The organism is Escherichia sp. TW09308 (genome assembly GCF_000208565.1).
Taxonomy (GTDB): domain Bacteria; phylum Pseudomonadota; class Gammaproteobacteria; order Enterobacterales; family Enterobacteriaceae; genus Escherichia; species Escherichia marmotae.
This window is the reverse complement of record NZ_AEME01000001.1, coordinates 4,727,996-4,752,581: the sequence shown is the minus strand read 5'-3', so window position 1 is coordinate 4,752,581 and position 24,586 is coordinate 4,727,996. Positions and strand designations below refer to the sequence as shown.

Below are 24,586 nucleotides of genomic sequence, written 5' to 3'. Positions count from 1 at the left end.
ATCAAAATCTACAGGCAGAACGAGGCCAAGAAACAAGAATGAAGAGTTTGCTTTAGATCATGTAATAAAACATCCTGAAAATGGCACGGTAATTATTAAAGCAGATCAAATTGGAGATCCTCACTTTAAAGGTAAGGGGTGGTCAAAAGTAGAACAAAAAATCAACGGTGTAACTGTTCATTATATGGCGAAGTTTGATAAGAATGGAAGAATGACTCATGTTACTGACTATAAGATAAAGGATTGATCATGAAATTTATCTATAAAGATAGTAAGCAAAAGAGTTATCACTGGAAGCAGTGCGAGAAGCTGAATGCTCCTTTTATAGAGATTAGTCAAATTAATCGGGAGTACATGAATATATTTTATGACATTACCAATTCTCAGATTGATTTGGAAAAATTATCCGCTGATATTAAATGTATATATTTAAGTTATACTCAATTTTTTATGTGCGATCATTTAATTATTGATGATTTATATGATCAATATTATTTTTTTAATTTGGCAGTAAAGATTGAGCATGCTGAATTTATAGCTGAGTCATTATATGATTATCTATTTAGTAAATTAAACACTTAACTGTAGTTGATAGTTCGAAAACACTAATACCTGCGTTTTCAGAGACAGTATCTTGAACGTGAAACGGGGTTGCATTATAACCTGTTCAGGTACTATGATCCGGACTGTGGGCGGTTTACACAGCCTGACCCGATAGGGCTAAGAGGCGGGTTAAACTTATATGCTTATGCGCCTAATCCGCTGGGGTGGATCGACCCATTAGGTCTGTCCTGTAAATCATCTTATAGTGGCAAACTTTCCGGTAAAGCGTCGGAAATGACTCCACTAGTCCGTGGTTCTAAAGCGTGGAATCAAGCTATTAAGGATATGCAAGCTGCTTTATCTAGGGGCGAGAAATTCCAGGTAAAAGTCCAATCTAGCACTGATGCAAAAGCTTTCTTACAAGAAGCACAGGGTAATATGAATCGTTATAAAGCACATACGCAAAGTGCTCGTCCTGATGGCGTTCCAAAATATCCTAAAGGATACGAGCAACATATGGGGCCGGAAGGTGGTTTTGGCGATTCACCTCATATAAAATGGTACAATAATGGGACGGATGGTCATATATTCTATGACATCCCTAATTAATCATGAAAAATAAATATTCGTTCGATTTGCTTACAAAACAAAAGTTTCCGTCAAATGAGGCAGAGGAGTTTATTTTTTGGAAAATGTTAAATATTCTTGAGAAAGGAACAATTAAACATTCATTTGACAATCTGAATGAATTATATAGTGAACTTTCTTTTGATGATTATTATATTGCACATAACCTCATCGCCAGTAAAGGGAAACGTAAGATATTTAAAGGTCGTGTGTTTATTTCAAAAAAGAACGATTTAATTTCTTTTTTAAATGAATCTTTCACTATAAATGATGTAAGATGTTTTTTGATATCACCTGTTTCTCCTAATGAATCAGAATATGTTATTTATATAGATGAGGAACAAATTCATTTGTATTGTTCTTGAATAATAAAAAGCCGGGTAAGAAATTATAACATCAGAAAAAAACATTCCGGACACATCACAAACGGGAAGGGTAACGGGCGACGCGCCAGCGTGGCCCGCTTCCCTTCCGGCAGGCGTCAGCCTGCCAGGGTTTTCGCGCGGGCTGACAGGCGGCCTCCACCGCCTGCCTCTGTATCACCTGTGTCTGCTGCCCTGAAAGATGTAGTGACCGCCGAGGAAAACCGCCTGCTGATTCGCCACAAAATCGCAGATTTCATCAACAACCTGCGCGGTGGTGAGCGGCTTCTGCCCCATTTCACGACGCCGCGCATTAATCACGGTTTTGTAATTACGCAGAATTTCGCGGGTTTCTGTGCTGATATTCATGACATGTGCTCCCCGTCCAGCGCCTGTAACACAACGTCCATTGCTTCGCGTTCCTCCCTGACGAATGCGTCACCGTCGCCCCCGTTCTCACTCCCGACGGCATACAGGCGCTTCATTTCACTGCCTGCCAGCGCCATCACTTTTTCCAGCATCACCGCCGGGACTGTCACCTGACGGCTGGCGCGCTTTTCCTGGCTACAACCCTTACCCCCTCACACCCTGAATTTGTCTTTGTGTTTGCGGCTGTCCGTCGCGCAGACCGTCATCCCCGTATCTGTATGCTTCGCACCGTCGCCGGTGATGAACGCAGCGCCCGCCGTTCCCTTGTCCGTGACTATGTGCTCTCCCTTGCTGCCCGTCTGCCGGTGGTGGAGGTGTCCCGTGCGTAATAAAAAAGCCCCTCAGACCGTCTCAGCGCGTCATGACGCCCGTGAACACCTCAGCATTGAGGCTTACCATAAGCTCAACCGCGCCAGCGCCGTATCCCAGTTTGTTGGGGGTGATTTGATTCACCGTGAACTCTCCGGCCTGCATCAGCTCTATATTCCGCATATTTTCAGCTACCTGAATGAAGATATTGATTTTGTGCTGAATGAGCTGAAAGCCAAAGGCCTGTGCCGCGATTTTCTCGCCCAGCAGAAAGACCGGGGAGACAGGACGCATGTTTGATTTTCCCCAGCCCGGTGAGATTTACCGTTCTGCCGGTTTTCCCGATGTGGCCGTGGTCGGCATTCTGGAAGACGGTATTCCGTGGGAAATGCCGTACCGCTGCCCGGACATTGTCTGGAACCCGTAAGCCGGCTGACATTCCTGCCTTCCCCGGACAGAAGCCGCAGATATTCCTGTTCGGCTGCCGCTAGTTCATTTTTGCGCTGAAGCCATGCCGCTTTATTATTCTGGCAGACCTCAAAAGCCTGCTGTAATGACATTGTAGTCACACCCCGTCTCCTGATTAATGGTTGAATGGTGAGCTGTAACAGCCTTTAACTTTTCGGACAACAGCCGGTGCTGTGCTTGCCGGTGCGGGTATGCGCAGAATGACGACAGAAATGGCAGCGCATCATGACAGCAGTCCTCTGGCCTTAAGCTCTGCTGCCTGCTGGTCTATTTTGTCCTGCCACACCTTGCGCTGTGCCGGTGTGCCTGCCACCTCATAATCCATGTGCGGGAGTGTTGCCGCTGACAGTCCGGTTGTAAATAGACCCGTTTTAGTTCCATGCATTTTTTGAGATCCCGGCCAAATTGACCCTGGCCCAAAATCAGTGCAGTGCTAAATCAGAGATCTTCGTCTTACAAAGATTGTTTGGCTGAAATTTTGATGCCACTGGTATCACCTTTTTGCCTATTGATTGGCAGATATTAATAGGTGGCGATAGCAGTAGCATTAATATAGAGGCAAACATTAACGACCTGATGATGCTCTTTCTGCATTGTAAGATTTTACAAAATGCTCTGCCTTTTCAAAGGCAAAAAACTCCATTGTTATTGCATGAATGAAGAATGCAAAGCACATGATAAAAATCGCACCTGCTATTATCGATGAAATATTTATAGCCATTAATATGACATCATGATGATGTGTTATCAGAGATATTACAGAGGATACCATCCAGGCAATTAATATGAAGAAAATGATCATGAATGATATGAACAAAAAGAGGAATGTATTCTTTTTCGTTTCTTTATATCTATCGGATAGTTTGCATTCTCCACTATCAATAAATTCCACTGTACGGGCAATGTAATTAATGCCTTTAGCCATATACAATATTTTTGATGGGTCGGATGAGATCATTATAAAAACAATATCCTGGTACTTTGCGTAACGCCATCCTGTGAGCTGACAAAACCAATATTCTACCAAACGATGGTTGCAGTTTTCTTTCGTATATTCATTTAAAAAATTAATATGTGCTTCCTCCTGACCTTTGCGTTTCCCTAAAAATGCTTCAAGCAATATAATTAATACTTTCCCAAATGACTCTAGCAATGACATGGCTGTCTCCTGACTTCATCTCTATTGTTAAGATAATGAATGGTGTTCTCATTTGATTGTAAAAGCAATGGATATATAGGAATTGATATAAACATGAAATGCCATATTAGAAACTATAATTAAAGCCAATGTTTCCAGTCCATGGCGATTCCACCCCATCACCTTTCTCATAATTTATGCTGGCGTAAATATGTGTGTGCGGCGTGGTAGCCGCGCTGATGCCAGCCTGGCAACTTCCTCTTGTTCCGGCAATATCGTTATTGAAATTATCATCATTAACTTTGGCCGGATTGTTATGTACAAACTCTTGCTCCAGTGTGACTCTCAGCCATGGAACGAACTGCATACCATGATGAGTTGCCATCTTCTGGCGCAACCTAAACCCAACTTGCCCCAGCGCGGATTTAGCAGTGTCGGGAGCTCAAAAAATGCATGGAACTAAAACGGGTCTATTTACAGCAAACCTCACCCCCTAAAAACCTCTTTCCGATGCCACTCCACAAACCCCTCAAAAGGGTAATTTTTACGCACCTGCGGCAACGCAATAGTTTTCCCGTCAAAATCCCAGAATAGTTTCTCAACGATCCCTCCGCCGTTTACCGCATCCGAGACCAGTACCCGCATATTTTCATCCAGGCCAATCGATCCTTTATCAAAGGCTTTATGGTGAATTGCGCAAAGCGCCAGACCATTGGGGATTTCACAAGGGCCGCCGTGCTGTTTCCATTTTATATGCGCCGCTTCCAGCGCGACGGTGGTGTCATCGTGGCGCATATTAAAGCCACCTTTCGCACCAATACCGTAAAATAGCTTCAACAAATTTGTCAGAAATAATCCCCCGACGGGCTGCTGAGCTGAAATGACTGCTGCGTAGCACCGTCGTCCAGTTTTCTGGTGTTCGGTACGCTGAACCGTAATATCCCGTGCTAAAATCGTCCGGATCTTCATCTGGCTCGTTCGTCAGCCCTCTTTCACCTTGTTGCTGGAAGCCGACGAAAATAATATTGGCTAAGGCATTATTTTTATAATTGCCATAAATCGTATCATACGCATGAGAGTAATTTTCTTTCCAGTACCAGGTGGTATCGCCGCAAAACCACGGAGCGGCAGCAATATTATTAAGCTGAGAACGATACTGTTTCAAATCCTCACGAAAGGCTTCAACCATATGATTAAAGTATTGAGGATGTAACGCGTAGTCACTGGTCATTAAGTCAAATTCGCCCTGCATCCAGCATATGCCGAGGAATTTATTCTGCGGATTCTTTGACAGTGCCGTTCGTGTTCTGTTGACTAAATCCTGATACAGCGGAGTATCCGCTCCCCAACGACATGAATCATGGCTGGCTCCGTGCTGTTCTGAATATGTCCCTTCGCTGCCCGTGGTAAAAGCCGATCCACCACGGCAACAGGGAACGATAAGAACGCCTGCATTATCAGGAATGAAGGGCAGTAATTTCCGCGCAATATGTAGTGCCTGGCCAACGGTGCCGTACTGTGTTTGATGATTCGTTGCCAGAGGATGGTGATAACCCTGCATATCCTGGACATCGTGTGGGCAGTGAGTCAGTGGAATAATGTCATTAAATTGACATAACGGGCCACCGGGATGCGTCTGAGTGAATCTCGCCAGTTGTTTTATTCTGGGATGAGGCGCATCTTCACTGTCTGGTAACGGGAGTCCTTCGCCATACGCCATAGCATTAGACTGACCGGCAACGGTAAGAACATAGTAATAATCGGGCGATATTATTGCGTTCATATAAATGTCGCGTAATTAAAATGATGAATTGATATCAGGGCTCCTTTACTGGAGCCCTGAAAAGTTAGTTTTGCACAGTCACTTTATTATCTTTCACAGAGAGTAACACTGAATCCGCCACAGCTTTGCCGCCCGTAGTTTCACCGCCAATAATCAATAAGCTATTATTCCAGGGTAATGATACTCCGTAGGCCCGACCTTGCGACAGTTCGCCAGATTTCTCCCATTTCCCGTTATGCCAAAGATGAATATCAGCGCTATACGATTTTTTCAGGCCTTCATGCGCATAGTTCTTACCGTTCTGGTAATTTTCCCGTGAACCTTTAAATCCGGCTCCTCCGGCAAATATAAGAGAGTCATTGCTAATACCAGCAAAACCGCCAGCTACGCCATCCGGTGAGGAGACGGGAGAAAGTTTATTCCATTTTATGTTATTGCTGGTGAAATCAAGCTCAAATACAGCATCAGTTCGCAATCCTGGTTTTGCCTCGCCATTAATAAGCCAGGTTTTATCACCTTTATTTGCTACCGCCGCTCCAGCCGTACCGTACCAGGGAGATTCACCAGCATAACTCCATTGCTGTGTAGAGGGCTCAAAAGACAACAGAAACTTATTGAAGAAATAATCTTCTGCTTTTTTGTCAAAATAGTTGGCGTTGATTTTATCTATAGTCTTTGAATCTTTTCCAGCCTCATTGAGATCTTCAAAATAGCCATTGAAGATATTCTGGTTAACACCGCCAGTAACATAAGCCTTGCCGTTGTGTACAAAAGTCACATGACCCGCCATGCCCATCGGTGCGTGTGACATCAATTTAACCCAGGTATTGGTTTCGGGATTATATTTGTGTACGTCGTTGAATACCTGAGTTAACCCATCTCTGTTTTTACCAACACCGCCAAATACATACAAATTACCATCAATAAATGCAGAGGTTGCTTGATCTCTCGGGCCAGCCGGGAATTCCGCCAGGGCTATCCATTTCTTATCTTTGGCTTGCGTATCCAGCTTGTACCATGCTGCTCCTGCGCTACCTAAACCAATGTAGACAGTGTTGTTATCAATCACTCCAGTACCGCTTTTAAAAGGCACAGGGGTTTCTGGTAATACAGACGCGTTTGCGGCAAATGAAGCCATTATGATAGCAAGTGCCATTATTTTTTTATTCATTGTGACTGTCTCCTGTCTACTACAGTTTAAATGACACACCAATGCGATAACTGTTTTCAGATAAATTATCTCTACCGTTGTAAACACCCTGACGGTCAAGGTAGTCATATTCTATGTATGGCGTAATATCTGGCGTCATATGGTATTGTAGAACAAATGCATTTTCCGTCGCCCATTTCTTATGGTTTGCATAGCGATAATCGTTTTGTTTGCTGTATAGCGTTGTTTGCCAGGCGAAGGTGAAATCACTATTAATATGGTAAGTGACATATCCATCCCAACGATGAACGTTATCACGAGACATATCGCCGGATAAGTCTTGCTGTCGGTAGGCTTTCCAGTCGTAACGATAGCGAATGCCAAAATTGAGATCTTTTGTCGCATCCCAGGACAGTTTTACGTAAGGTCCGTAGCGTGTACCGTTGCTGCTAAAATGGGTTAACATTCCCGGGCGCACAGTCCATTGATCATCAAGTTTTATTGCGTAATTAACTTCGACCTGAACATCATTGAGTGCGGCATTTTCTTTTTTATTATCATGAATAGTGTTCCAGGTATTACTTTCAAGACTTGCCCACCATCCATTTTGCCATCCCTCACTGACTTTGAGTCGAGTTTCATAAGCATGGCTCCCACTACGATATCCACCACGGACGTCCAGTGTTGCAGCCTGAGAAATTAATGGCGACGAAAAGCAGAGTAATAATACGCCAGAAAGTATTTTAGCCTTTTTCATAAATTTCACTCATTTGTAGGATACAGAAAGTAATACAAAGCCCGCATAAACAATTAGCATTTATGTCGTGTAATATTTTTTGCCAGGCTTATAGTGTCTTTGGCAGCGGATAGCTGTATTTTATATTTTTTGTATAAGGTCTCCTGTGAAAATTCACTTTCCACATTATTTAAATATACAGAGGACCAGATTAAATACCTGAGTATAAAATCTCTTCTGATGTTTAATTGATTTGAATGTTCGTAAGCTATATCACTTACTCAATCCATTTTACCCAGAGTCATAAAATAGATTGTTTGTTGATCTCATTTTCATACTCCTTTCAGACTGAAGTGCGTTTTCATCACCCGATGAGAAAGAACTGAAGTGATGTTTGTCATAGATTGCGAGATGCCCAGCTTCATTTATTGTCTTGGTGAACCTTTATACCTGTTATACCAGATCAAAAATCACACAATCCATACAACAAAACCAGATTTGCAATTCGTGTCACAAAATATGTCGATATTTTTCTAAGAAGAAGATGCTATGTGAAGCCAGATGACCACTTGCGGAGCTCTTCATAAACCAAAGGTTTTTCTTTAATTATTTGTTTTATATGTTATTTATTTTTAGTTCAAACAGGAGGCGATTTGCAAGATAACTCAGCGAGCATGGTAAAGATAAGTGTCTATCCGCCATCAGACTGGGCATAATTCTCATCATGAAATATGTTTCCTGCTTTGTGGCACGTAGCTGGGAACTCCCGGAGTTGTTCCGGGCAGGCTTGTTGATGTTCAGCACGCATCGGTATTTTCAGGATGATGTTTCAATCCGTTTGTTGCCGTATCACCCGGCGAATAGCTGTGAGTCAGGAAGGTTTAAGTCGTAGTGACCAAAGCTATCTTTAGCAACGAATGCAGATGGAAAAAGCGTGTCCTGGCTTTCCTCATATCTCCGGGAAATACACAGTATGAAAAAGGGATGTAACAACCTCACAGCATGAGTTTACGAACCAAAGGATAATAATGGCTAGGAAACTAAGCATTAGCATGATAATAGCCACCTGAAAATTACCGGTTTCTATGAAATAGCAATTATGCGGAAAAACAGAGTTGACTAATAATGTTATGTGTGAGATGGCTGACAGAAGCAATATTAAATTTTTATGATGATTTGCTTGTTACAGAAGATATCACATGATATATAGATAAGAATAGTTATATTGATCATGAGGTTTATTATTGGATTTCGTCTTACGCTGATAAATATATTAATGAACATAGCATACAAGAGCATATAGCGTTTGTATGGCAAAGTTATTATAAGTAACTATCGCCACTCCATTTTAGTTCATTCAAAAGAGCTGATCCACTTGCGTTAGTCATTACACAAACGTTCGCTTTTATAAACATAATCAGGGCTAAATGTTGGGCTGGTAATAACCCAGTACAGCTAGTGCGTGTCTGCAATTATAAGGGAAAACGATGAAGAATAAGGCTGATAACAAAAAAAGGAACTTCCTGACCCACAGTGAAATCGAGTTACTCCTTAAAGCAGCAAATACCGGGCCTCATGCTGCACGTAATTATTGTCTGACTTTACTTTGTTTTATTCATGGCTTCCGGGCGAGTGAAATTTGTCGATTGAGAATTTCAGATATTGATCTTAAGGCAAAGTGTATATATATCCATCGATTAAAAAAAGGCTTTTCAACGACACACCCGCTCTTAAACAAAGAAGTTCAGGCTTTAAAAAACTGGTTGAGTATGCGTACTTCTTATCCACATGCTGAGAGCGAGTGGGTGTTTTTGTCACGCAAGGGGAATCCTCTTTCTCGTCAACAGTTTTATCAAATCATCTCTACTTCAGGTGATAATGCTGGATTATCACTAGAGATTCATCCTCACATGTTACGTCATTCATGTGGTTTTGCTTTGGCGAATATGGGAGTAGATACACGGCTTATCCAGGATTATCTTGGCCATCGTAATATTCGTCATACTGTCTGGTATACCGCCAGTAATGCAGGGCGTTTTTACGGTATCTGGGATAGCCCCAGAGGTCGGCAACGCCATGCTGTTTTATAAAAACGGATGAGATACCATGGATGGTGTTAAAAACTACATTATTCTTACGATGTATCAATAATAATTAACCATTTATTAATTGATGTTATTGTAAGTATAATCATTAATTATCAGAATAAACATTGGTTTAACCACAGCCATACAAACCACAATGGTTTTATTTTTTTAAAATAAACAAACAAAATCATTCATAAATTTACACATCACCTAAGTTCTTACCTCATTGTGTTTTTTTCTTTATTTTTTAAGCAACTGGAAGTTAATTCTGTTTACTCTATTGTTATATTGAATTAAATCAATGAAAATAGATTTTGTCACATCAGTGATATTTTATTTTTGTATGATATTTAATGTGAACGTCTGATAATCGCTCAATGTCGTGTGTGATTATCTTTTTATCTATTGGGCTAATTTTAACCGATTGAGGTTTTCCTATAGGTATTCATTCAAATATAACCCAGTTCAGGAGTACTACTATTGTGAGTAAACGTCGCTATCTTACCGGTAAAGAAGTTCAGGCAATGATGCAAGCGGTTTGCTATGGGGCAACGGGAGCCAGAGATTATTGTCTTATTCTGTTGGCATATCGGCACGGGATGCGTATTAGTGAGCTACTTGATCTTCATTATCAGGATCTTGATCTCAATGAAGGCCGGATAAATATTCGTCGGCTGAAGAACGGATTTTCTACTGTCCATCCACTACGTTTCGACGAGCGTGAGGCTGTAGAACGCTGGACCCTTGAACGTTCTAACTGGAAAGGTGCTGACCAGACCGATGCCATATTTATTTCTCGTCGTGGAAGCCGACTTTCTCGCCAGCAGGCCTATCGCATCATTCGTGATGCGGGTGTTGAAGCTGGAACCGTGACGCAGACTCACCCTCATATGTTAAGACATGCTTGCGGTTATGAACTGGCCGAGCGCGGTGCAGATACTCGTTTAATTCAGGATTATCTGGGGCATCGAAATATTCGCCATACTGTGCGTTATACCGCCAGTAATGCCGCACGTTTTGCCGGATTATGGGAAAGAAATAATCTAATAAATGAAAATTTAAAAAGAGAAGAGGCTTAATGTAACCTATTGATAAAAAAATAAAAAATTAGATTAATACAAGGTTATCAGGTATGTTTAAAACTGTTCTGCTGGGCAATACCCTGCAGTTTCGGGTGATCGCTGAGGTATTTCAGGGAGGCTTTGTAGTCTTCCAGCAACAGTTCAGCGAAGTCCATTTCGAAGCCACGACGACACATAATACGCATCACCACGATGTCAGTGGCTTCACCGCCAAGGGTGAAGGCTGGAACCTGCCAGCCGCGCAGGCGCAGACGTTCAGAGAGGTCATACAGGGTGTATCCCGGATCTTCCCCGTCTTTCAGTTTGAAGCAAACCGCCGGGATACCTTCGTCCGGGCGACCGGTGCAGATGAACTCATACGGTCCCAGTTTAGCGATTTCATCCGCCAGGTAAGTGGCGACCTGATAAGAGGCGTTCTGCACTTTGGTGTAGCCTTCTCGACCGAGGCGCAGGAATTCATAGTACTGGGCAATCACCTGACCCGCCGGACGCGAGAAGTTGATGGCAAAAGTCCCGATTTGCCCGCCGAGATAGTCAACGTTAAACACCAGCTCTTTCGGCAGTGCTTCTTCGTCACGCCAGATAACCCAGCCGCAGCCCAGCGGAGCCAGACCAAATTTATGACCAGAAGCACTGATCGATTTCACGCGTGGCAGGCGGAAGTCCCAGACGATATCCGGGGCGACGAACGGTGCCAGGAAGCCACCGCTGGCAGCGTCGATATGCATATCGATGTCGATACCGGTGTCGGCCTGGAATTTATCCAGCGCATCGTGCAGCGGTTGCGGGAACTCATAGTTACCGGTGTAGGTCACGCCGAAAGTCGGCACCACGCCGATGGTGTTTTCGTCGCAGGCCTCAATCATCCGTTTCGGATCCATAAACAACTGACCGGGGCGCATAGGGATCTCGCGCAGCTCCACATCCCAGTAACGGGCGAATTTATGCCAGCAGATTTGCACCGGGCCGCACACCAGGTTTGGTTTATCGGTCGGTTTACCTGCGGCTTCCATACGCTTGCGCCAACGCCATTTCATCGCCATCCCGCCGAGCATACAGGCCTCGGAAGAACCAATGGTGTTGGTGCCAACGGCCTGACCGTTTTTCGGCGCAGGCGCGTGCCACAGATCAGCAACCATGTTTACGCAACGCACGAAAAATATAAAAACTTTATCGTTCGCTCAATTTTCAGGCAAAACACCCCGAGCATGGTCTTTTCCGTCTAACTTATAGACAGAAACGAGCCCCGAAGGACTCGTTTTATCATTTACTGGACGGCGACAATGCGGTCTTCATTAACTTCCAGGCGAATGACTTTGCCAGGAACCAATTCACCAGACAGTATTTGCTGCGCCAGCGGGTTTTCGATCTGTTGCTGGATAGCACGTTTCAGAGGACGTGCACCATAAACCGGATCGTAACCATTCTCGCTCAGCAGTTTCAGTGCCTCGTCAGAAATGTGGATTTCATAACCACGTTCTTCCAGACGTTTGTACAGACGTTTCAACTGGATCTGGGCAATCGAAGCGATATGTTGTTCACCCAACGGGTGGAAGACCACAACTTCATCAATACGGTTTATGAATTCCGGACGGAAGTTATGGCTAACCACGCCGAGCACCAGCTCTTTCATGCGCGCATAATCCAGTTCACCGAAACGTTCCTGGATCAGATCGGAGCCGAGGTTAGAGGTCATAATGACCACCGTATTACGGAAATCGACCGTTCTCCCCTGCCCATCAGTCAGACGTCCGTCATCCAGAACCTGCAACAGAATGTTGAATACATCCGGATGCGCTTTTTCCACTTCATCCAGCAGAATGACGGAATAAGGACGACGACGCACCGCTTCAGTCAGGTAGCCACCTTCTTCATAACCCACATATCCCGGAGGTGCACCAACCAGACGAGACACCGAGTGTTTCTCCATAAACTCGGACATATCGATACGAACCATCGCCTCGTCACTGTCGAACATAAAATTCGCCAGCGCCTTACAGAGTTCGGTTTTACCTACACCCGTTGGACCGAGGAACAAGAACGAACCAATCGGGCGATTAGGATCCGCAAGCCCCGCACGGCTACGACGAATGGCGTTAGATACCGCATCAACGGCTTCGTTTTGGCCAATAACACGATGGTGCAGTTCTTGCTCCATACGCAGCAGTTTTTCGCGCTCACTTTCCATCATGCGAGAAACAGGAATGCCCGTCCAACGCGCCAACACTTCAGCAATTTCTGCGTCAGTCACTTTATTACGCAACAGACGCATGGTTTTGCCTTCGAGCTGTGTAGCCGCTTCCAGTTGTTTTTCGAGCTCCGGAATTTTGCCGTATTGCAGTTCGGACATCCGCGCCAGATCACCTACACGGCGCGCCTGTTCAATGGCGATTTTCGCCTGTTCCAGTTCGGCTTTAATGGTCTGGGTGCCAGAGAGTGACGCTTTCTCTGCTTTCCACTCCTCTTCTAACTCAGAGTACTGGCGTTCTTTGTCACTCAGTTCTTCATTGAGCATATCCAGACGTTTTTTACTGGCTTCATCAGACTCTTTCATTAACGCCTGTTGTTCCAGCTTAAGCTGGATAATTCGACGATCGAGTCGGTCAAGCTCTTCCGGTTTTGAGTCAATCTGCATACGGATACTGGATGCCGCTTCATCGATCAGGTCGATGGCTTTATCTGGCAACTGACGGTCAGCAATGTAGCGATGAGACAACGTCGCCGCTGCAACAATTGCCGGGTCAGTAATTTGCACATGGTGGTGCAGCTCGTAACGTTCTTTCAGGCCACGCAGAATAGCAATGGTGTCTTCCACCGTTGGCTCGGCAACAAACACTTTCTGGAAACGACGCTCCAGCGCCGCATCTTTTTCAATGTACTGGCGATATTCATCAAGGGTGGTCGCGCCCACGCAGTGCAGTTCACCACGGGCCAGTGCCGGTTTCAGCATATTCCCGGCGTCCATTGCGCCATCGGCTTTACCTGCGCCCACCATGGTGTGCAGCTCATCGATAAACAGAATGACGTTGCCTTCCTGTTTCGACAGATCGTTCAGCACGCCTTTCAGACGTTCTTCAAACTCACCACGATATTTCGCCCCAGCCACCAGCGCGCCCATATCCAGCGCCAGTACGCGGCGGCCTTTCAGCCCTTCCGGTACTTCGCCATTGATAATACGCTGCGCCAAACCTTCAACGATGGCGGTTTTACCGACACCAGGTTCACCGATCAGTACCGGGTTATTTTTAGTACGGCGTTGCAGTACCTGAATGGTACGACGAATTTCTTCATCACGACCAATTACCGGATCGAGTTTACCTTGTTCGGCACGTTCGGTAAGGTCAATGGTATATTTTTTCAAAGCCTGACGTTGGTCTTCGGCTCCTTGATCATTCACGCTTTCACCTCCACGCATTTGTTCAATCGCTTGAGTAATGTTGGCGGTGGTCGCCCCTGCTGCTTTCAGGATGTCGGCCAGCGTGCCGCGAGACTCAAGTGCCGCCAGAACAAACAGTTCTGACGAGATAAAGTTATCACCACGTTTTTGCGCCAGCTTGTCGCAAAGATTAAGAACGCGCACCAGATCCTGTGAAGGCTGGACATCGCCCCCTGTACCTTCAACCTGCGGTAAACGATTTAATGCCTGATTGATATCTGTGCGCAATTGGCCAGCATTAATGCCAGCGGATGTTAATAAAGGACTAACCGAACCCCCTTCCTGATTCAGCAGGGCGCTCATTAAATGAAGTGGTTCGATGAATTGGTTGTCGTGCCCGAGTGCAAGTGATTGGGCATCGGCAAGAGCAAGCTGGAATTTGTTAGTAAGACGATCCAGACGCATAACTCCTCCCATAACGGATCAAAGTTGCTACTGGAGATTAAATGAGGTCATCCCTCAATTATTCAAGGTTATTGACCAGATTAATGTGAAAAGAAAATCACGCGTACCGGATCGTCTTGATTCTTTAGGTTATATCAGCCAAATGAAACTTGCCATACGACCCGTGCACTTGTCGCGACGATAAGAGAAGAAAGTCTCATTTTCAGTGTATGTACAGCGATTACCACCGAAAATTTGTTCAACACCGACGTTCGCCAGACGCTGCCGGGCAAGCAGATAAATATCCGCCAGATATTTATCACCACGCTGAATGAAAGCCTCGCTCGCTTTGGCATCTACTGCCATAAATGCCTCGCGAACCTCCGGCCCCACTTCAAAGGCGCGCGGACCAATTGCGGGTCCCAACCAGGCAAGAATGTTTTCTGGCTTATCAGCAAAACAAGAAACTGTCTCCTCCAGCACACCAGCGCAAAGTCCACGCCAGCCAGCATGAGCAGCGGCGACTTCCGTTCCCGCACGGTTGCAAAACAGCACAGGCAGGCAGTCGGCAGTCATCACAGCGCAAACCGTGCCAGGTGTGTTGCTATAAGATGCATCCGCCCGTTTAGAGGCATAAGGTTCGCCAGTAAGCCTTAGAACATCTTTCCCATGTACCTGCTCAAGCCAGACCGGTTTTGAAGGCAAATTGCCCGCAGCAAAAAGTCGCCTGCGATTCTCCTCAACGTGTTCCGGGTTATCACCACAATGGGCCCCCAGATTGAGAGAATCGTAAGGCGGTAAGCTAACGCCGCCAATACGGGTAGAGCTACAGGCCGCAACACCTTTTGGCAACGGCCACTGCGGGACAATCAACTTACTCATAACCAGTCCACTTCATCCTTATGCTCTTCGAAATCGGCGCGCATCACCTCAATCAGTTCAACCATATCTTGTGGGATAGGCGCGTGCCATTCCATTTCGATACCGGAAATCGGGTGATAGAGACGTAGCATCGTTGCGTGAAGCGCCTGACGATCAAACTTACGCAGCGTGGAGATAAACGCTTCCGACGCCCCCTTCGGCGGACGCGGGCGACCACCATAAACCGGATCACCCACCAGCGGATGAGTGATATGCGCCATATGCACGCGGATCTGATGCGTACGTCCTGTTTCGAGACGCAACCGCAGACGCGTGTGCACACGGAAGTGTTCCATGATGCGATAGTGAGTGACCGCTGGTTTGCCCATCGGATGCACCGCCATATGGGTGCGTTTGGTGGGATGGCGGCTGATTGGCTCGTCCACCGTGCCACCCGCAGTCATATGACCAATCGCTACGGCTTCGTACTCACGGGTAATTTCACGCCGTTGCAGAGACTCCACCAAACGCGTCTGAGCTGGAACCGTTTTTGCCACAACCATCAAACCCGTCGTGTCTTTATCCAAACGATGGACAATGCCCGCACGCGGAACATCTGCAATTGGCGGATAGTAATGAAGCAACGCATTCAACACCGTGCCATCAGGGTTACCCGCGCCAGGATGTACAACCAGGTCGCGCGGTTTATTAATAACAATGATGTCTTCATCTTCATAGACGATATCCAGTGGGATATCCTGCGGTTCAAAACGCGCTTCTTCTTCAATTTCGGCGTTGATGGCAACCTGCTCGCCACCCAATACTTTTTCTTTCGGCTTATCACAAACTTTGCCGTTAACCAGCACGCGCTGGTCGAGGATCCATTCTTTTATCCGCGAACGTGAATAATCCGGGAACATTTCGGCCAAAGCTTGATCTAAGCGTTGACCGAGTTGGTTTTCGGACACTGTTGCAGTGAGTTGTACTCGTTGTGCCATATATACTGCTTCTTCGTTTATCGTTGGGGTTTTACGGCTTTGCCGTTTAATATAGTGTGCTATTGTAGCTGGTCTTAACCGGGAGCAGGAACAGAGAATCTCCCGTAATACATTTTGAGGAAAGTCAAAACGTCATGACGCGCATGAAATATCTGGTGGCAGCCGCCACATTAAGCCTGTTTTTGGCGGGTTGCTCGGGTTCAAAGGAAGAAGTACCTGATAATCCGCCAAATGAAATTTACGCGACTGCACAACAAAAGCTGCAGGACGGTAACTGGAGACAGGCAATAACGCAACTGGAAGCGTTAGATAATCGCTATCCGTTTGGTCCGTATTCACAGCAGGTGCAGTTGGATCTCATCTACGCCTATTATAAAAACGCCGATCTGCCGTTAGCACAGGCTGCCATCGATCGTTTTATTCGCCTGAACCCGACCCATCCGAATATCGATTATGTCATGTATATGCGTGGCCTGACCAATATGGCACTGGATGACAGTGCGCTACAAGGATTCTTTGGCGTTGACCGTAGCGATCGCGATCCTCAACATGCTCGAGCTGCGTTTAGTGACTTTTCCAAATTAGTTCGCGGCTATCCGAACAGTCAGTACACCACCGATGCAACCAAACGTCTGGTGTTCCTGAAAGATCGCCTGGCGAAATATGAATACTCTGTTGCCGAGTACTATACAGAACGCGGCGCATGGGTTGCTGTCGTTAACCGTGTAGAAGGCATGCTGCGTGATTTCCCGGATACTCAGGCTACACGTGATGCTCTGCCACTAATGGAAAATGCTTACCGTCAGATGCAGATGAATGCACAAGCTGAAAAAGTCGCGAAAATCATCGCCGCAAACAGCAGTAATACATAACAGAATTCTGAAACACAAAACGGCAGCCCTTGAGGTTTTCGAGAGCCGTTTTCACCGTGCCATCCGATTTGATATCACCAAACGGATTCTTGCGGCTTAACAGCAGAGCACGAAGCGCGGTAAGCAACTGGTCGTTTCGCCCCTTCTCCAGGCTGGCACCGGATGCCTCCACCACGCTGCAGAGTTCTTCCTGCAACATATCAAAGTAGTCATCATCCAGATCGGTGGCAGGTGTGCCAGTCTGGGGGTTACCACGAGTAAAACCGTTCTTACCCGCGCCGAACTTATCCTTCTGCGCGGTTTTAGTGTCTATGCGATGCATGGATTACTCCGGATATTTAAAAATTACGTAGGTATGCGACGGGCAGAGTTTGTTAAGCACACACTCGACAACGGTGTCGCCCCAGATACGCAGTGCGGAATCACAGGGATCGCCACATGTCATCCAGGTGGTGTTGGTGGCGGCTGGCATGTTGATCTGCCAGTAATACCGCCATTCCGGCGCATTCACCGCGTCAGTACAGGCCGATGAGCAGGTGAAGGTGCTTTTGTCGTATCGCGTGATGGTGGCATCTGGCCTGCCCAGGGCAGCAAGCTGTGCAAGATAAAAATCCTCGTTGATGCCGCCCGCCAGGTTAACCTTCGCATCCAGCCGTTGCTGACGCTGGCGAAGGGTCTAATTAGCTCAGAACTTTAGCTACAACGCCCGCGCCAACGGTACGGCCGCCTTCACGGATTGCGAAACGCAGACCGTCGTCCATCGCGATCGGGTGGATCAGGGTAACAACCATTTTGATGTTGTCGCCCGGCATTACCATCTCTACGCCTTCCGGCAGTTCGATAGTACCAGTCACGTCAGTAGTACGGAAGTAGAACTGCGGACGGTAGCCTTTGAAGAACGGAGTATGACGGCCGCCTTCATCTTTGGACAGAATGTACACTTCAGATTCGAACTTGGTGTGCGGCTTGATGGTGCCCGGCTTAGCCAGTACCTGACCACGTTCGATTTCTTCACGTTTGATACCACGCAGCAGAACACCTACGTTCTCACCAGCACGGCCTTCGTCCAGCAGTTTGCGGAACATTTCAACGCCAGTACAGGTAGACTTCTGAGTCTCTTTGATACCAACGATTTCAACTTCTTCGCCAACTTTGATGATACCGCGTTCCACACGACCGGTAACAACAGTACCACGACCGGAGATGGAGAATACGTCTTCGATCGGCAGCAGGAACGGCTTGTCAATCGCACGCTCTGGTTCCGGAATGTAAGAATCCAGGAAGCCAGCCAGTTCCAGGATTTTCGCTTCCCACTCTGCGTCGCCTTCCAGCGCTTTCAGTGCAGAACCACGAACGATCGGAGTGTCTCGCCCGGGAAGTCGTACTGAGACAGAAGTTCACGAACTTCCATTTCAACCAGTTCCAGCAGCTCTTCGTCATCAACCATGTCGCATTTGTTCAGGAACACGATGATGTACGGAACGCCTACCTGACGACCCAGCAGGATGTGCTCACGGGTCTGCGGCATCGGGCCGTCAGTCGCAGCAACAACCAGGATCGCGCCGTCCATCTGAGCAGCACCAGTGATCATGTTTTTAACATAGTCGGCGTGCCCCGGGCAGTCTACGTGTGCGTAGTGACGGGTCGGGGTGTCGTATTCAACGTGAGAAGTGTTGATGGTGATACCACGAGCTTTTTCTTCCGGCGCGTTATCGATCTGGTCGAATGCACGAGCAGCACCGCCGTAGGTTTTAGCCAGTACGGTGGTGATTGCAGCGGTCAGAGTAGTTTTACCGTGGTCAACGTGGCCGATAGTACCAACGTTAACGTGCGGTTTTGTACGTTCAAATTTTTCTTTAGACACGGGTCACGCTACGGGTAAATGGCCGGGAGTGGAATGGCTGGACATCGGTGCGCATCGGTGCCGGTATTGAACGGCTGGCGCGGGATTTCAGTGTGGAGATCACTCGCCAATGGCCGGGAGATGAGGGTATCACCACGCTTCAGCCGCGCATTAAAAACGGTTCAAAAGTGGAAGTGCTGATTGGTGATGAGCTGGTGAGCACCGGCTGGGTGGAGGCGACTCCCGTTCGTTACGATGCCCGTTCGGTCAGCACCGGTATTGCCGGACGTAGTCTGACGGCTGACCTGATTGACTGTGCAGCCGAACCGACACAGTTTAACGGACGCTCGCTGGTGCAGATTGCGCAGGCGCTTGCTGCGCCTTTCGGCATTGAGGTGGTGAACAGCGGTGCGCCGTCGGGTGTTATTCCTGACGTCCAGCCCGATCACGGTGAAACGGTGATTGAGGTAATCAACAAAATACTCGGTCAGCAGCAGGCACTGGCTTACGACGACCCGCACGGCAGGCTGGTGATTGGTGGTATTGGCTCAACGCGGGCACATACTGCGCTGGTACTCGGGGAAAACATCCTTTCCTGCGATACGGAGAAGAGTATCCGGGAGCGGTTTTCTGTTTACCAGGTGGCGGGGCAGCGTGCCGGAAACGACGATGATTTCGGTGAGGCCACCACCACCGCGCTGCGGGCCCGCACAGAGGACGCATTTATTGCCCGTTACCGTCCGATGTATATCAGGCAGACAGGGCAGGCCACGGGGGCAGGCTGTATTGCGCGTGCTGACTTTGAAGCCCGAAAACGGGCGGCGCGGACGGATGAAACCACCTATGTGGTGCAGGGCTGGCGACAGGGTAACGGTACGCTGTGGCAGCCCAACCAGCGGGTGATTGTCTTCGATCCGGTCTGTGGTTTCGACAATACCGAACTGCTTGTCTCGGAAGTCACGTTTACTCAGGACCAGAACGGCACCCTGACGGAAATCCGTGTCGGCCCGCCTGACGCTTATCTGCCTGAACCCGAAGCCCCCGGCGCGCGGAAAAAGAAAAAAGCCAGAGTACAGGAGGACCCGTTCTGATGAGGACGATTGAAGCCATGCAGCGACAACTTCTCGGCCTGATTGGGCGGGCAGTGGTGAAAAGCATCAGTGCCGCCACGAAATGTCAGACCGTGGATGTGTCCCTGATTGCCGGTGAACCCAAAGCCGGGGTTGAATATCTTGAACCCTACGGTTTTACCGCAAGGGCAAACAGCGGTGCGGAAGCGGTGGTGTTGTTTCCGGATGGCGACCGTTCTCATGCGGTGGTTGTTACGGTGTCGGACCGGCGCTACCGCCTGAAAGGGCTGCAAACGGGTGAGGTGGCTGTCTATGACGATCAGGGGCAGTCTGTGACGCTGACCCGGGAGGGGATCGTGGTGGACGGTGCAGGGAAAACGATCACGTTTCGCAATGCACCTGAAGCACGTTTTGAAATGGATCTGGAAGTGACCGGACAGGTGAAAGACCTGTGCGACTCCGGCGGCACCACCATGTCAGCGATGCGGCTTGCCTATAACGGGCATCGTCACAGAGAGAACGGTCAGGGCAGTAACACCGACAAACCTGATAAAGCGATGGAGGCATGATGGAACTGTGGCTGACGGTGAACGGTAAACGCACCTGCGCCAGCGCACCGCTGGATCCGCTGACCCGCGCCGTGGTGATTTCCCTGTTTACCTGGCGGCGGGCGGAGCCTGATGACAACGCCGACGTCCCGATGGGATGGTGGGGGGATACCTGGCCTGCGGTACAGAATGACCGTTACGGCTCCCGACTGTGGCTGCTTCAGCGCAGCAAACTGACCAATCAGCTGGTGCTGACGGGCCCGCTGGCAAACCCACGGCTTAACACCCGGTCAAGCCACTCTTTCAGTAACGCCGGGCAACTGTAGGTATAAAGCGGATGCTGAAAAACAATCACCTCGTGCTCACGCAGTAATGCCTGCTCACGGGGAATATCAATAAAAAAATCGGGATAGTGCGCGTAAAGGTCGTGCACGGTAACATTGCTGAGCTGCGTGGCCGGTTTAAGCAGTACCCGGTTTGCCACCGAGTCCTGAGATTCCGGATGGGCATACAGCAGCAAAACTTTCGCTGGCTGAGACATCATCCCCCTCCCGGTATGGTTTTGTGTATAGTCGCTGTTTTGGGCTACCATTGCGCCCGGAGCGGCAGCTCGCCCATACACTACATTATCATAATGATAATTTAACATAGTCTGAACATACGGCGCCTTATGATTGTTTTCTCCTCGTTACAAATTCGTCGCGGCGTGCGCGTCCTGCTGGATAATGCCACCGCCACTATTAACCCTGGCCAGAAAGTCGGCCTGGTGGGTAAAAACGGCTGCGGTAAATCTACCCTACTGGCATTGCTGAAAAATGAAATCAGCGCCGACGGCGGCAGCTACACCTTTCCTGGTAGCTGGCAACTGGCGTGGGTGAATCAGGAAACGCCGGCGCTACCGCAAGCGGCACTGGAATATGTCATTGATGGCGACCGCGAATATCGCCAACTGGAAGCGCAACTTCAGGATGCTAACGAACGTAACGACGGACATGCCATTGCGACCATTCACGGCAAGCTGGATGCTATCGACGCGTGGAGTATTCGCTCCCGCGCCGCCAGCCTGCTGCATGGCCTCGGTTTCAGCAATGAGCAACTGGAGTATCCGGTGAGCGATTTCTCTGGTGGCTGGCGAATGCGCCTTAACCTCGCCCAGGCACTGATTTGCCGTTCAGACTTGCTGCTGCTCGACGAACCGACTAACCACCTCGATCTCGATGCAGTTATCTGGCTGGAAAAATGGCTGAAGAGCTATCAGGGCACGCTGATCCTTATCTCTCACGACCGCGACTTCCTCGATCCGATCGTCGATAAAATCATTCATATCGAACAGCAAAGCATGTTCGAGTACACCGGCAACTACAGTTCGTTTGAAGTGCAGCGCGCCACCCGTCTGGCGCAGCAACAGGCGATGTACGAAAGCCAGCAGGAGCGCGTGGCGCATCTGCAAAGTTATATCGACCGTTTCCGCGCCAAAGCCACCAAAGCGAAGCAAGCCCAGAGCCGCATTAAGATGCTCGAGCGCATGGAGCTGATTGCCCCCGCGCACGTCGATAACCCTTTCCGTTTTAGCTTCCGCGCGCCGGAAAGCCTGCCTAATCCATTGCTGAAGATGGAAAAGGTCAGCGCGGGTTATGGCGATCGCATTATTCTCGACTCGATCAAACTGAATCTGGTCCCCGGTTCGCGCATTGGTCTGTTAGGCCGCAACGGCGCAGGTAAATCAACATTAATCAAATTGTTAGCCGGTGAACTTGCGCCGATTAGCGGTGAAATTGGCCTGGCGAAAGGGATTAAACTCGGTTACTTCGCCCAGCATCAACTGGAATACCTGCGCGCAGATGAATCGCCCATTCAACATCTGGCGCGTTTAGCACCGCAAGAGCTGGAACAAAAACTGCGAGACTACCTCGGTGGCTTTGGTTTCCAGGGCGATAAAGTAACGGAAGAAACCCGCCGTTTCTCCGGTGGGGAAAAAGCACGGCTGGTGCTGGCGCTGATCGTCTGGCAGCGTCCGAATCTGCTGCTGCTCGACGAACCGACCAACCACCTTGACCTCGACATGCGCCAGGCACTAACCGAAGCGTTGATCGAGTTTGAAGGCGCGCTGGTTGTCGTTTCGCACGACCGTCACTTACTGCGTTCCACCACTGACGATCTCTATCTGGTTCACGATCGTAAAGTCGAACCGTTCGATGGCGATCTGGAGGATTATCAACAGTGGTTGAGCGACGTTCAGAAGCAGGAAAACCAATCTGACGAAGCGCCGAAAGAAAACGCTAACAGCGCCCAGGCACGTAAAGATCAGAAGCGTCGGGAAGCAGAGCTGCGTGCGCAAACCCAGCCGCTACGTAAAGAAATCGCCCGTCTGGAAAAAGAGATGGAAAAGCTGAATGCACAACTGGCACAGGCAGAAGAAAAATTGGGCGACAGCGAGCTATACGACCAGAGCCGTAAAGCAGAACTGACCGCTTGTCTGCAACAGCAAGCCAGCGCCAAATCCGGGCTGGAAGAGTGCGAAATGGCATGGCTGGAAGCCCAGGAGCAACTGGAACAAATGCTGCTGGAAGGCCAAAGCAACTAATGGCGCAAGTAACGACGACCGATCTTAACGACGCCAGCAGTAGTGCTGAATTCACCCCCATGCGCGGCTTCAGTAATTGCCATTTGCAAACCATGCTACCGCGTCTGTTTCGTCGTCAGGTGAAATTCACCCCACACTGGCAGCGGCTGGAATTGCCTGACGGTGATTTTGTCGATCTCGCGTGGAGTGAAGATCCCACACAAGCGCAACATAAACCGCGTCTGGTGGTTTTTCATGGTCTCGAAGGCAGTCTGAATAGCCCTTACGCACATGGTCTGGTCGAGGCAGCGCAAAAGCGTGGTTGGCTTGGCGTAGTGATGCATTTTCGCGGTTGTAGCGGTGAACCAAACCGGATGCACCGCATTTATCACTCTGGTGAGACGGAAGATGCCAGTTGGTTTTTACGCTGGCTACAACGCGAATTTGGTCATGCGCCAACGGCTGCCGTGGGCTATTCGCTTGGCGGTAATATGCTGGCTTGTCTGCTGGCTAAAGAAGGCAATGACGTCCCGATTGAGGCGGCGGTAATTGTCTCCGCGCCGTTTATGCTGGAAGCCTGTAGCTATCACATGGATAAAGGCTTCTCCCGCGTTTATCAGCGTTACCTGGTGAATCTGTTAAAAGCCAATGCAGCGCGTAAACTGAAGGCGTACCCCGGAACACTGCCGATAGATCTCTCGCAGTTGAAATCGGTGCGCCGCATCCGCGAATTTGACGATCTGATCACCGCCAAAATTCACGGCTATGCCGACGCCATCGACTATTATCGTCAGTGTAGCGCCATGCCGCTGCTCAATCGGATCGCCAAACCGACGCTAATTATTCATGCCAAAGACGATCCGTTTATGGATCATCAGGTGATCCCTAAACCGGAAAATTTACCCACGCAGGTGGAGTATCAACTGACCGAACATGGCGGTCACGTTGGCTTCATTAGCGGTACGTTACTCCACCCGCAAATGTGGCTTGAGTCACGCATTCCTGACTGGTTATCAATGTATCTGGAGGCGAAATCATGTTGATTCCCTGGCAAGACCTCTCCCCCGAAACGCTGGAAAATTTAATTGAAAGTTTTGTGTTACGCGAAGGCACAGATTATGGTGAACATGAGCGTACACTTGAACAGAAAACCGCCGACGTCAAACGCCAGCTACAATGCGGAGAAGCGGTGCTGGTATGGTCGGAGCTGCACGAAACGGTCAATATCATGCCGCGTAGTCAGTTTCGCGAATAACCTGCAACCGTCGGCGGACAAGATAATAATGATAGCCAGGTC

General features: G+C 48.3%; 21 protein-coding genes and 12 pseudogenes. 16 read left to right on the top strand and 17 right to left on the bottom strand.

Annotated features, from left to right (window positions below):
* Positions 1-249: 249 nt before the first annotated feature.
* The 4 genes and pseudogenes from ESM_RS0123210 to ESM_RS0123200 all read left to right on the top strand — a co-directional run bounded on the left by ESM_RS0123210 (position 250) and on the right by ESM_RS0123200 (position 1,535).
* The gene (locus tag ESM_RS0123210; RefSeq protein WP_000668943.1) at positions 250-582 is read left to right on the top strand and encodes a hypothetical protein; all 333 of its coding nucleotides are present in this window, start codon (positions 250-252) and stop codon (positions 580-582) included.
* Positions 583-612: 30 nt separating this feature from the next.
* Positions 613-799, top strand: a pseudogene (locus tag ESM_RS1000000128925) (RHS repeat-associated core domain-containing protein); the annotation flags it as partial.
* 38 nt (positions 800-837) lie between these two features.
* The gene (locus ESM_RS1000000128920) at positions 838-1,152 is read left to right on the top strand and encodes a hypothetical protein (protein WP_000188398.1); all 315 of its coding nucleotides are present in this window, start codon (positions 838-840) and stop codon (positions 1,150-1,152) included.
* 2 nt (positions 1,153-1,154) lie between these two features.
* On the top strand, positions 1,155-1,535 hold the full coding sequence (locus ESM_RS0123200; protein ID WP_000792598.1) for a hypothetical protein: 381 nt from the start codon (positions 1,155-1,157) through the stop codon (positions 1,533-1,535).
* Positions 1,536-1,709: 174 nt separating this feature from the next.
* Here the strand turns inward: ESM_RS0123200 and ESM_RS0123195 are convergent, their stop codons facing one another.
* Together ESM_RS0123195 and ESM_RS01000000125780 are read right to left on the bottom strand one after the other, a co-directional pair.
* Positions 1,710-1,901, bottom strand: a complete 192-nt coding sequence (locus ESM_RS0123195) for a hypothetical protein (protein ID WP_001027506.1) — start codon at positions 1,899-1,901, stop codon at positions 1,710-1,712.
* Positions 1,898-2,095 (bottom strand): annotated as a pseudogene (locus tag ESM_RS01000000125780) (hypothetical protein); the annotation flags it as partial. The gene ESM_RS0123195 and the pseudogene ESM_RS01000000125780, both read right to left, overlap by 4 nt.
* Between ESM_RS01000000125780 and ESM_RS01000000125775 the strand changes: the two are divergent.
* From ESM_RS01000000125775 to ESM_RS1000000129495, 3 genes and pseudogenes are all read left to right on the top strand, one after another.
* A pseudogene (locus ESM_RS01000000125775) lies at positions 2,084-2,290 on the top strand (host cell division inhibitor Icd-like protein); the annotation flags it as partial. The pseudogenes ESM_RS01000000125780 and ESM_RS01000000125775 sit on opposite strands and share 12 nt — an antisense overlap.
* Entirely contained in the window at positions 2,283-2,570 is a 288-nt protein-coding gene (locus tag ESM_RS0123180) for a hypothetical protein (protein ID WP_001244665.1), read from the top strand. The pseudogene ESM_RS01000000125775 and the gene ESM_RS0123180, both read left to right, overlap by 8 nt.
* Positions 2,563-2,697: a hypothetical protein gene (locus ESM_RS1000000129495; protein ID WP_010381230.1), complete on the top strand. Its 135-nt coding sequence runs from the start codon at positions 2,563-2,565 to the stop codon at positions 2,695-2,697. The genes ESM_RS0123180 and ESM_RS1000000129495 overlap by 8 nt, the downstream gene beginning before the upstream one ends.
* Here the strand turns inward: ESM_RS1000000129495 and ESM_RS1000000127470 are convergent.
* The 7 genes and pseudogenes from ESM_RS1000000127470 to nanC form a co-directional block, all read right to left on the bottom strand.
* A pseudogene (locus ESM_RS1000000127470) lies at positions 2,696-2,830 on the bottom strand (phage polarity suppression protein); the annotation flags it as partial. The gene ESM_RS1000000129495 and the pseudogene ESM_RS1000000127470 sit on opposite strands and share 2 nt — an antisense overlap.
* A 473-nt stretch (positions 2,831-3,303) precedes the next feature.
* The gene (locus ESM_RS0123165; RefSeq protein ID WP_000054461.1) at positions 3,304-3,897 is read right to left on the bottom strand and encodes a hypothetical protein; all 594 of its coding nucleotides are present in this window, start codon (positions 3,895-3,897) and stop codon (positions 3,304-3,306) included.
* A 106-nt stretch (positions 3,898-4,003) separates the two neighbouring features.
* Positions 4,004-4,300: pseudogene (locus tag ESM_RS0123160) on the bottom strand (autotransporter outer membrane beta-barrel domain-containing protein); the annotation flags it as partial.
* A gap of 62 nt (positions 4,301-4,362) precedes the next feature.
* Positions 4,363-4,689: pseudogene (locus ESM_RS01000000125770) on the bottom strand (HNH endonuclease); the annotation flags it as partial.
* The gene (locus ESM_RS0123150; RefSeq protein WP_000991461.1) at positions 4,673-5,659 is read right to left on the bottom strand and encodes a sialate O-acetylesterase; all 987 of its coding nucleotides are present in this window, start codon (positions 5,657-5,659) and stop codon (positions 4,673-4,675) included. The pseudogene ESM_RS01000000125770 and the gene ESM_RS0123150, both read right to left, overlap by 17 nt.
* A gap of 64 nt (positions 5,660-5,723) precedes the next feature.
* Positions 5,724-6,830: an N-acetylneuraminate epimerase gene (locus ESM_RS0123145; RefSeq protein ID WP_010381221.1), complete on the bottom strand. Its 1,107-nt coding sequence runs from the start codon at positions 6,828-6,830 to the stop codon at positions 5,724-5,726.
* A 19-nt stretch (positions 6,831-6,849) separates the two neighbouring features.
* Positions 6,850-7,566 carry an N-acetylneuraminic acid outer membrane channel NanC gene (gene nanC, locus ESM_RS0123140; RefSeq protein WP_000709387.1) on the bottom strand — a complete coding sequence of 239 codons (717 nt, stop codon included), beginning with the start codon at positions 7,564-7,566 and terminating at the stop codon, positions 6,850-6,852.
* A gap of 1,466 nt (positions 7,567-9,032) precedes the next feature.
* Between nanC and fimB the strand changes: the two genes are divergently transcribed.
* Both fimB and fimE read left to right on the top strand, forming a co-directional pair.
* Positions 9,033-9,635 carry a type 1 fimbria switch DNA invertase FimB gene (fimB, locus tag ESM_RS0123135; protein WP_000790567.1) on the top strand — a complete coding sequence of 201 codons (603 nt, stop codon included), beginning with the start codon at positions 9,033-9,035 and terminating at the stop codon, positions 9,633-9,635.
* Positions 9,636-10,114: 479 nt separating this feature from the next.
* A complete protein-coding gene (gene fimE / locus ESM_RS0123130; RefSeq protein WP_000044701.1) occupies positions 10,115-10,711 on the top strand; it encodes a type 1 fimbria switch DNA invertase FimE in 597 nt (198 codons plus the stop codon).
* 47 nt (positions 10,712-10,758) lie between these two features.
* Here fimE and ESM_RS01000000125755 read toward each other — a convergent pair.
* The 4 genes and pseudogenes from ESM_RS01000000125755 to rluD all read right to left on the bottom strand — a co-directional run.
* Positions 10,759-11,868, bottom strand: a pseudogene (locus ESM_RS01000000125755) (glutamate decarboxylase); the annotation flags it as partial.
* 113 nt (positions 11,869-11,981) lie between these two features.
* Entirely contained in the window at positions 11,982-14,555 is a 2,574-nt protein-coding gene (gene clpB / locus ESM_RS0123120) for an ATP-dependent chaperone ClpB (RefSeq protein ID WP_001516905.1), read from the bottom strand.
* Between the two features lie 129 nt (positions 14,556-14,684).
* The gene (gene yfiH, locus ESM_RS0123115; protein ID WP_000040161.1) at positions 14,685-15,416 is read right to left on the bottom strand and encodes a purine nucleoside phosphorylase YfiH; all 732 of its coding nucleotides are present in this window, start codon (positions 15,414-15,416) and stop codon (positions 14,685-14,687) included.
* A complete protein-coding gene (gene rluD / locus ESM_RS0123110; protein ID WP_000079112.1) occupies positions 15,413-16,393 on the bottom strand; it encodes a 23S rRNA pseudouridine(1911/1915/1917) synthase RluD in 981 nt (326 codons plus the stop codon). Before rluD ends, yfiH begins: the two co-directional genes overlap by 4 nt.
* A 134-nt stretch (positions 16,394-16,527) precedes the next feature.
* On the opposite strand from rluD, the gene bamD reads away from it, so the two are divergent.
* On the top strand, positions 16,528-17,265 hold the full coding sequence (gene bamD, locus ESM_RS0123105) for an outer membrane protein assembly factor BamD (RefSeq protein ID WP_000197680.1): 738 nt from the start codon (positions 16,528-16,530) through the stop codon (positions 17,263-17,265).
* A gap of 31 nt (positions 17,266-17,296) precedes the next feature.
* Here the strand turns inward: bamD and stfP are convergent.
* The 3 pseudogenes from stfP to tuf form a co-directional block, all read right to left on the bottom strand.
* Positions 17,297-17,587: pseudogene (gene stfP / locus ESM_RS0123100) on the bottom strand (protein StfP); the annotation flags it as partial.
* A gap of 3 nt (positions 17,588-17,590) precedes the next feature.
* Positions 17,591-17,941 (bottom strand): annotated as a pseudogene (locus ESM_RS1000000127460) (putative phage tail protein); the annotation flags it as partial.
* 4 nt (positions 17,942-17,945) lie between these two features.
* A pseudogene (gene tuf / locus ESM_RS01000000125750) lies at positions 17,946-19,129 on the bottom strand (elongation factor Tu).
* A gap of 47 nt (positions 19,130-19,176) precedes the next feature.
* Here tuf and ESM_RS0123085 point away from each other — a divergent pair.
* The 3 genes and pseudogenes from ESM_RS0123085 to ESM_RS01000000125745 form a co-directional block, all read left to right on the top strand.
* Complete coding sequence (locus ESM_RS0123085; protein ID WP_001219178.1) at positions 19,177-20,199, top strand: phage baseplate assembly protein; 1,023 nt, start codon at positions 19,177-19,179, stop codon at positions 20,197-20,199.
* Entirely contained in the window at positions 20,199-20,747 is a 549-nt protein-coding gene (locus tag ESM_RS0123080) for a phage baseplate assembly protein V (protein WP_001259093.1), read from the top strand. Before ESM_RS0123085 ends, ESM_RS0123080 begins: the two co-directional genes overlap by 1 nt.
* Positions 20,747-20,983, top strand: a pseudogene (locus ESM_RS01000000125745) (phage GP46 family protein); the annotation flags it as partial. The gene ESM_RS0123080 and the pseudogene ESM_RS01000000125745, both read left to right, overlap by 1 nt.
* On the opposite strand, the pseudogene ESM_RS01000000125740 reads toward ESM_RS01000000125745, so the two are convergent.
* Positions 20,983-21,267 (bottom strand): annotated as a pseudogene (locus ESM_RS01000000125740) (NAD(P)H-dependent oxidoreductase); the annotation flags it as partial. The pseudogenes ESM_RS01000000125745 and ESM_RS01000000125740 overlap by 1 nt on opposite strands.
* A gap of 129 nt (positions 21,268-21,396) precedes the next feature.
* Here ESM_RS01000000125740 and ESM_RS0123070 point away from each other — a divergent pair.
* From ESM_RS0123070 to ESM_RS0123060, 3 genes are read left to right on the top strand one after another with little or no spacing between them, the layout of a single operon-like run.
* Positions 21,397-23,310: an ABC transporter ATP-binding protein gene (locus ESM_RS0123070; RefSeq protein ID WP_000634831.1), complete on the top strand. Its 1,914-nt coding sequence runs from the start codon at positions 21,397-21,399 to the stop codon at positions 23,308-23,310.
* Positions 23,310-24,332 carry a hydrolase gene (locus ESM_RS0123065; protein WP_000079999.1) on the top strand — a complete coding sequence of 341 codons (1,023 nt, stop codon included), beginning with the start codon at positions 23,310-23,312 and terminating at the stop codon, positions 24,330-24,332. Before ESM_RS0123070 ends, ESM_RS0123065 begins: the two co-directional genes overlap by 1 nt.
* Positions 24,326-24,544: a YheU family protein gene (locus tag ESM_RS0123060; RefSeq protein WP_000907082.1), complete on the top strand. Its 219-nt coding sequence runs from the start codon at positions 24,326-24,328 to the stop codon at positions 24,542-24,544. The genes ESM_RS0123065 and ESM_RS0123060 overlap by 7 nt, the downstream gene beginning before the upstream one ends.
* The last annotated feature ends 42 nt before the right edge of the window (positions 24,545-24,586 follow it).